The organism is Nocardia farcinica, from assembly GCF_029867845.1.
In the GTDB taxonomy this organism is placed as follows: domain Bacteria; phylum Actinomycetota; class Actinomycetes; order Mycobacteriales; family Mycobacteriaceae; genus Nocardia; species Nocardia farcinica_A.
Window position 1 is genome coordinate 1 of the sequence record NZ_JARWRU010000064.1, and the last position, 6,624, is coordinate 6,624.

Consider the following 6,624-nt stretch of genomic DNA (forward strand, 5'->3'; position numbering starts at 1 on the left):
GCATGACACAGATGATCGAGATGAAGGGCGCGGACTACGTCGCCGCGTGGCCGCACGGCATCGCCCGCAAGTTCGGCCTCAGCGTCGAATACGTCGCGACGGCCATCAACACCATGTTCGCCACCGCCAGCAGCACCACCACGCGCGGCTGCGACCCGGCGACGATGTCGTTGACCACCCGGCCGGCCAGGACCGGTGTCGCCACGGCAAGGAGCGCCGAGACCACGCTGAACAGCAGGAACACCCCGATCCTGCGGCGGTGCGGGGCCGCGAAGCGCAGAATCCGGCGGGCCGTCTCCGCCCGCAGCGGTCTGCGTTCCTCAGGTGCGTGGGCCTGCCGGTACATCTGATTCCAGGCCACCGATTCGATGCTCACGTCCACTCCCTTTCGACCCCCGTCATTCCACCCCAGGCCTCCGACAGTAGAACCTCAACCATTGTTCAGTTCAAGTTGTTTTCCGCCGCGCCGTGCGTGAACGGCGCGGGGCGGACGCACCGGCCGGGTCACTAGGCTGGCCGAGTGGGCGAGCAGGCGATCGGCGGGACGGAGCGGGACGAGGCACGGCTGTTCGCCGCGCTGCGCGCCCGGCTCGACGGCGAGGTCGACCACTCGCCGCGCCGCCGCGCGGAGTACTCCTCCGACGCCTCCAACTACCGGGTCCCGCCCGCGGCCGTGGTCTTCCCGCGCGCCGACGAGGACGTCGCAGCCGCCCTGGCCTTCGCCCGCGAGCACGGCCTGCCGGTGACCGCGCGCGGGGCGGGCACCTCGGTGGCAGGCAATGCCGTCGGCGCCGGCCTGGTGCTCGACTTCAGCAGGCACATGAACCGGGTGCTGGACTTCGACCCGGAGCGCGGCACGGCCAGGGTGCAGCCCGGCGTCGTGCTCTCCACCCTGCAACGACTCGCGAAGCCGCACGGCCTGCGGTTCGGCCCCGATCCCTCCACCCAGGACCGCTGCACCCTCGGCGGCATGATCGGCAACAACGCCTGCGGTCCGCGCGCGGTCTCCTGGGGCCGGACCAGCGACAACGTCACGGCGCTGCGGGTGCTGGACGGCCGAGGCGCCGAACGCGCCCTGGCCACCGACCCCGCGGTGGTGCCCGGCCTGCCCGAGTTCACCCGCTCGCACCTGGCGCTGCTGCGCACCGAACTGGGCCGATTCGACCGCCAGGCCTCCGGCTACGGGCTAGAGCACCTGCTGCCCGAACGCGGCGGCGATGTCGCCAAGGCCTTCGTCGGCACCGAGGGCACCTGCGGGTTGCTGCTCGACGCGGGCATCCGGCTGGTCCGGCTGCCCGGCGCCACCGTGCTGACCGTGCTCGGCTATCCCGACATCGCCACCGCCGCCGACGACGTGGCCGCGGTCATGTCCTGCGACCCGATCGCGGTGGAGGGCATCGACTCCCGGCTGGTCGACGTGGTGCGCGCGCACCGGGGCACGGTCCCCGCCCTGCCGCGCGGCGGGGGCTGGCTGTTCGTGGAGACCGCGGGCGCGACGGCGGACGAGGCGATCGCCGTCGCCGGGCGGCTGTGCGGGGCGGCGCACGCGCTGGAGGCCAGGATCGTCACCGACGCCGCCGTCGCAGCCACCCTCTGGCGCATCAGGGCCGACGGCGCGGGCCTGGCCGGGCGCACCCCGCAGGGTCACCCGGCCTGGCCGGGCTGGGAGGACGCCGCCGTGCCGCCCGAGCGCCTCGGCGCCTATCTGCGCGAATTCGCCGACCTCACCGCCGAGCACGGCGTCGACGGCCTGCTCTACGGCCACATCGGCGACGGCTGCATCCACGTGCGCCTCGACCTGCCGCTGGCCGACGCGCCGGAACGTTTCCGCGCCTTCCTCTTCGACGCCGCCGAACTCGTGGTCCGGCACGGCGGCTCGCTGTCCGGCGAACACGGCGACGGCCGGGCCCGCTCCGAACTGCTCGGCGTCATGTATCCGCGGCCGGTGCTGGCCGCCTTCGCCGGTTTCAAGGCGCTGTTCGACCCCGACGGCACGCTCAACCCCGGCGTCCTGGTCGAACCGAGCCCGGTGGACGCCGACCTGCGGGTGGCCGGTGTGCCGCCGATGCCCCCGGCGGGCGGTCTCGCCTTCGCCGCGGACGGCGACCTGGCCACCGCCGAGCACCGCTGCGTCGGCGTCGGCCGCTGCCGTGCCGACAACCGGGCCGCGGGCGGCTTCATGTGCCCGTCCTACCTGGCCACCGGCGACGAGAAGGACAACACCAGGGGCCGGGCCAGGGTGTTGCAGGAGGTCGTGTGCGGCGCGTTGCCGATCACCTCGCCCGCCGTCGCCGAATCGCTGGAGCTGTGCCTGTCGTGCAAGGCCTGCCGCACCGACTGCCCCGCCGGGGTCGACATGGCCGCCTACAAGACCGAGATCCTGCACCGCCGCTACCGCCGCCGCCTCCGCCCGGTGGACCACTACACCCTCGGCATGCTGCCGCGCTGGCTCGGTCTCGCCACCAGGATGCCGCGCGTGATCAACACGCTGGCCGGACGGAAACTGTTGCGCCGCTTGGGCCTGCGCGCGGCGGGGGTGGACCCGCGCCGTCCGGTGCCGCGTCTGGCCGACCGCTCCTTCCGGCGGTCGCTGCGTGCGCCGGGATTCGGCGGCGCGACGGTCACCGTCTCCGCCACGGCTTCCACAGGCCGGGCCGTGACGGTCACCCCCTCGGCGGGTGCGGCCTCGGCGGGTGCGAACCCGGCTGAGGGGAACGAGCGGCCGACGGTCGTGCTCTGGCTCGACACCTTCACCGACGCCTTCGCCCCTGAGATCGCCGAGGCGGCGATCCGGTTGCTCGAGTCCACCGGTCACACCGTCGTCATCCCGCGCGCGCGGGTGTGCTGCGGCCTGACCTGGATCAGCACCGGCCAGCTCGACGGCGCGCGCGCCCGGCTGCGCGCCACCCTGGACGCGCTGGACGAGCATGTCCGCGCCGGCGGGGTCGTCGTCGGCCTCGAACCCTCCTGCACCGCCGCGCTGCGCTCCGACCTGCCCGAACTGCTCCCCGACGATCCGAGGGCCGAGCCGACCGCGAAAGCGGTGCGCACCCTCGCCGAATTCCTGGCGGGCCTGCCGGGCAGGCGTCCGCCGGACCGCTCCGGGCAGACCGTGGTGGTCCAGCCGCACTGCCACCAGCACGCCGTGCTCGGTTTCGACATCGATCGCCGGATGATTGCCGAGACCGGCGCGCGGATCGTCGAGATCAGCGGTTGCTGCGGTCTGGCCGGCGATTTCGGGATGCGAGCCGGCCACTACGGGATCTCCGCGAAGATCGCGGCCGCCGGTCTGATTCCCGCGCTGGAGCAGGCGGGAGAGGCCGCCGTCTTCCTCGCCGACGGCTTCTCCTGCCGTACTCAGGCCGCCCAGCTCATCGGCCGTGACGGCGTCCACCTGGCACAGTTCCTGCTCGACCGGCGAGCAGGCGGTGGTCAGAGTCCGAACGGGAGCGTGCCCGGCGGGATCTGATAGCCGGAGCTGCCGGCGAACAGCGTGCCCCACGCGCCGAGCAGCCAGTTGAGTGCGTTGGTGATCATCGGATACCTCCGTCGTGCCAGCTGTTTGCCGATCGCCGGGGAAATCGACAAATCGCCCTCGGTTGTTACCGAGGGCGCGACGTGAGGCCGGTTACCCGCCGCGCCGGGCGGGGCGAGCGAGCCGGGCGCGAGCGGGGGAGCACAATGGACCGGTGCGCGCACCGACCACCCCCGTGATCGAGGGCGGGCGATCCAGGACGGTCGTCTCGCCCCGTCCGGTCGACCTCGCGCACACCCTCGCCCCCTTGCGCCGCGGCCAGGGCGACCCGTGCACCCACCGCGACGACGCGGGCGGACACTGGCAGGCCGTCCGCACCCCGGCGGGTCCGGTCACCTACCGGCTCGTCCAGCACGGCCGGGACACCGTGCACGCGCGCGCCTGGGGTCCGGGCGCGCAGCTGTTCCTCGACGAGCTGGAGATCATGCTCTGCCTCGACGAGAATCTCGACGACTTCACCCCGGAACATCCGCTGGTGCGCGACGCCCACCGTCGCCACCCCGGTCTGCGCATGCTGCGCACCCGGCGTGTGTTCGAGGCGCTCGTGCCCTCGGTGCTGGAACAGAAGGTGCACACCGTCTCGGCGCTGGCGTCGTGGCGAAAGCTGGTGCGGCGGTACGGCGAACCGGCGCCCGGCCCGTCGCCCGCCGGACTGCTGCTGCCGCCCGCCCCCGAGACCTGGCGGCGCATCCCGTCCTGGGAGTACCACCGCGCCGGGGTGGGGCCGCAGCGTGCCAGCACCATCGTGCGCGCCGCCGCTGTGGCCGACTCGCTGGAGCGCGCCGCCGCCCGCGAACCCGCCGAGGCCGCGCGGATGCTGTGCTCGGTGCCCGGTATAGGGGTCTGGACCGCCGCGGAGATCGCTCAGCGCGCCTTCGGCGACGCCGCCGCGCTATCGGTCGGCGACTACCATCTCGCGGCGGTCGTCGGCTGGACCCTGCTCGGCCGCCCGCTCGACGACGACGGCATGGTCGAGTACCTGGAACCCCTTCGCCCGCACCGCTATCGGGCCGTGCGGTTGCTGGAGATCAGCGGCGCGGCCCGCAGGCCGAAGTTCGGCCCGCGCACCCCGCTCACCGACCACACCTGGCACTGATCAGCGCCCCGGCGCCGACCACCCACCCGGCGCCGACCGACCGATGGGCAGCGCCGCCGGGGCGGGAGACGGTCGAGACCTCAGATTCGCAGGGCGCGTTCGTCGAGCACGCACTTGCCCGCTTCGACCAGTGTCGCCCTGGCGCGGCGGCGCACCAGGCACCGGTCCACGGTGCAGTCCAGGTGCAGTTGCATCGCCGAATGTGCCTGCGTGGTCGTCATGATTCCCGGATCGCGACCGCAACTGAGCAGCCCGGACGACCACATCATCTGGTTCGCCATCTGCATCACGCCACCGCCACGATTCGGTCCGTCGACGACGACGCTATGACATATTCAGCCATGACTCCTCGTTCCCGCGTGCGACTGGTTCGATGCGCCCGGAGAGTGCCGCGCCTGCAAGGACAATCGCACGTACATTCCGAGCACACTTCCAGCACACCACTTGTGGGGCGTGTCGCCGGGCGGCTCGCCAGAGATCGGTGAGATTTCCCGCGAATTCCCAGCACGTCATCCGTACCGGGGTGCAGGATTATCCATAACGGATGAACACGCCCGAGCGTGAACACCTGAGCTGGCACGAGCACCCGAGCGGCATCGCACGGACACCGAGCTCGCAGGTCCGCCGCGATGCGCCCTCCGGTCCGCCGGAGCTGGAGAAACGGAGCTGGACGGTGACACCGAGTTCGACACGAGCACTGCTGGATTCAGCCCCCTCGACAGATGCGTCCTCGACGCTTGCGCGCCGGCAACTCGGCCGCTATCTACGGGACTGGCGCAACCAGGCGGGCCTGACCATCGCCGACGCGGCCCGGCTGATGGAGTGGGGCGCGACCACCCTGCAACGGGTGGAGAAGGGGCAGGCCGACCGTCTGCGCTCCGTCGACATCCAGGAGTTGTGCCGCATCTACGGCATCCCCGAGGAGATCAGCCGCGCGCTGGCCGGCCTGGCCAAGCAGCGGCCGGGCACCAGCTGGTGGCACGCCTTCGGCGAGCTGATCCCGGCGAGCTTCGACGTCTACGCCGGTGTCGAGGCCACCGCGCGGGAGCTGTTCATCTACCAGCCCGAGCTGGTGCCCGCCCTGGTGCAGATCCCGGACTACGCGCGGGCGCTGCTGCGCCATCTCGGCCCCGAGGTGGCCGAGGACGACATCGAGCGCAGGGCGCACGCCAGGATGGCCAGGCAGGCGGCGCTGACCCGCCGATCCGCGCCGGTGGTCGCCGAGGTGGTGGTGCACGAGGCCGCGCTGCGCCGGGTGGTCGGCGGCCCCAAGGTCATGGCCGCCCAGCTGCGGCATCTGGCCGACCTGGGCACGCGCTCGAATGTCGGTCTGCGGGTGCTGCCGTTCTCGGCCGGTGTGCCGCTGGGCGAGCCGACCGGCCCGTTCACGGTGCTGTGCTTCGGCGGCGACGCGCGGGCCAGACGCGCCGACCCCCCGGTCGTGCACGTCTCCGGTTACACCGGTGATCTGTACCTGGAACGGTCGGTCGACGTGCACCGCTATCTGGCCGCGCACGAGTGCCTGCGCCGCAGCGCGCTGGACGCGCAGACCAGCAGGCGGCTGCTGCGCGAGGTGGCCAAGGATTACGCGGCGGCGGTCTGACCGCCCGCGAGCACGCGGTCCCGAGGGCGCGACACGCGGGCGGGAAGATCACGAATCGACGCAGGTTCGGCAACGGAACGGTGTTTATCCGGTCTGTGTGCTGGGTAACACGAACATATGGACCGTGGGATCAAGAATTATCAGACACGGTACCGTAAATTGCGGCCCGGCGACTGGGTGGAATGGCTCATTGTCGCGTTGCTCTTCGCGGTGTCGACAGTGGGCGTATTCGTGTTGACCGGCGCGTTCGTGCCCGCGCTGTTCGTCGGCGTGCTGGTGTGGATCGTGGCCATCGGAGTCGTGGGCCCCCGCAAAGCCAGGGCCCGGCGGGGCCGCCGGCGCGCCCGCGCGGGGGCGGCGGGCGCGGGGGGGCCGGGACGCTAGGTGTGG

General features: G+C 72.4%; 6 protein-coding genes. 5 read left to right on the plus strand and 1 reads right to left on the minus strand.

The genetic code is table 11. The annotated features are described in order from the left end of the window. The 3 genes from QH283_RS30255 to QH283_RS01020 form a co-directional block, all read left to right on the plus strand. Positions 1 to 350, plus strand: a 350-nt coding sequence (locus tag QH283_RS30255) for a hypothetical protein (RefSeq protein WP_432420636.1), incomplete at its 5' end; no start/stop codon positions are given. Positions 351 to 520: 170 nt separating this feature from the next. After that, complete coding sequence (locus QH283_RS01015; protein ID WP_280501138.1) at positions 521 to 3,469, plus strand: FAD-binding and (Fe-S)-binding domain-containing protein; 2,949 nt, start codon at positions 521 to 523, stop codon at positions 3,467 to 3,469. Between the two features lie 220 nt (positions 3,470 to 3,689). Further along, positions 3,690 to 4,631 carry a DNA-3-methyladenine glycosylase family protein gene (locus tag QH283_RS01020; protein WP_280501139.1) on the plus strand — a complete coding sequence of 314 codons (942 nt, stop codon included), beginning with the start codon at positions 3,690 to 3,692 and terminating at the stop codon, positions 4,629 to 4,631. Between the two features lie 80 nt (positions 4,632 to 4,711). On the opposite strand, the gene QH283_RS01025 is transcribed toward QH283_RS01020, so the two are convergent. Next, on the minus strand, positions 4,712 to 4,918 hold the full coding sequence (locus QH283_RS01025; protein ID WP_280501140.1) for a hypothetical protein: 207 nt from the start codon (positions 4,916 to 4,918) through the stop codon (positions 4,712 to 4,714). A gap of 257 nt (positions 4,919 to 5,175) precedes the next feature. Between QH283_RS01025 and QH283_RS01030 the strand changes: the two genes are divergently transcribed. Together QH283_RS01030 and QH283_RS01035 are read left to right on the plus strand one after the other, a co-directional pair. Continuing rightward, a complete protein-coding gene (locus tag QH283_RS01030; RefSeq protein WP_324247107.1) occupies positions 5,176 to 6,234 on the plus strand; it encodes a helix-turn-helix domain-containing protein in 1,059 nt (352 codons plus the stop codon). A gap of 219 nt (positions 6,235 to 6,453) precedes the next feature. Beyond that, positions 6,454 to 6,618 (plus strand): hypothetical protein, encoded by a 165-nt coding sequence (locus QH283_RS01035; protein WP_280501141.1) that lies wholly within the window; start codon positions 6,454 to 6,456, stop codon positions 6,616 to 6,618. The last annotated feature ends 6 nt before the right edge of the window (positions 6,619 to 6,624 follow it).

What these genes read in the sequence shown, in the direction of transcription:
- QH283_RS01030 (WP_324247107.1), top strand. Translation starts at nt 5,176, where the DNA reads ATGAACACGCCCGAGCGTGAACACCTGAGCTGGCACGAGCACCCGAGC.
- QH283_RS01025 (WP_280501140.1), bottom strand. Translation starts at nt 4,918, where the DNA reads ATGCAGATGGCGAACCAGATGATGTGGTCGTCCGGGCTGCTCAGTTGC.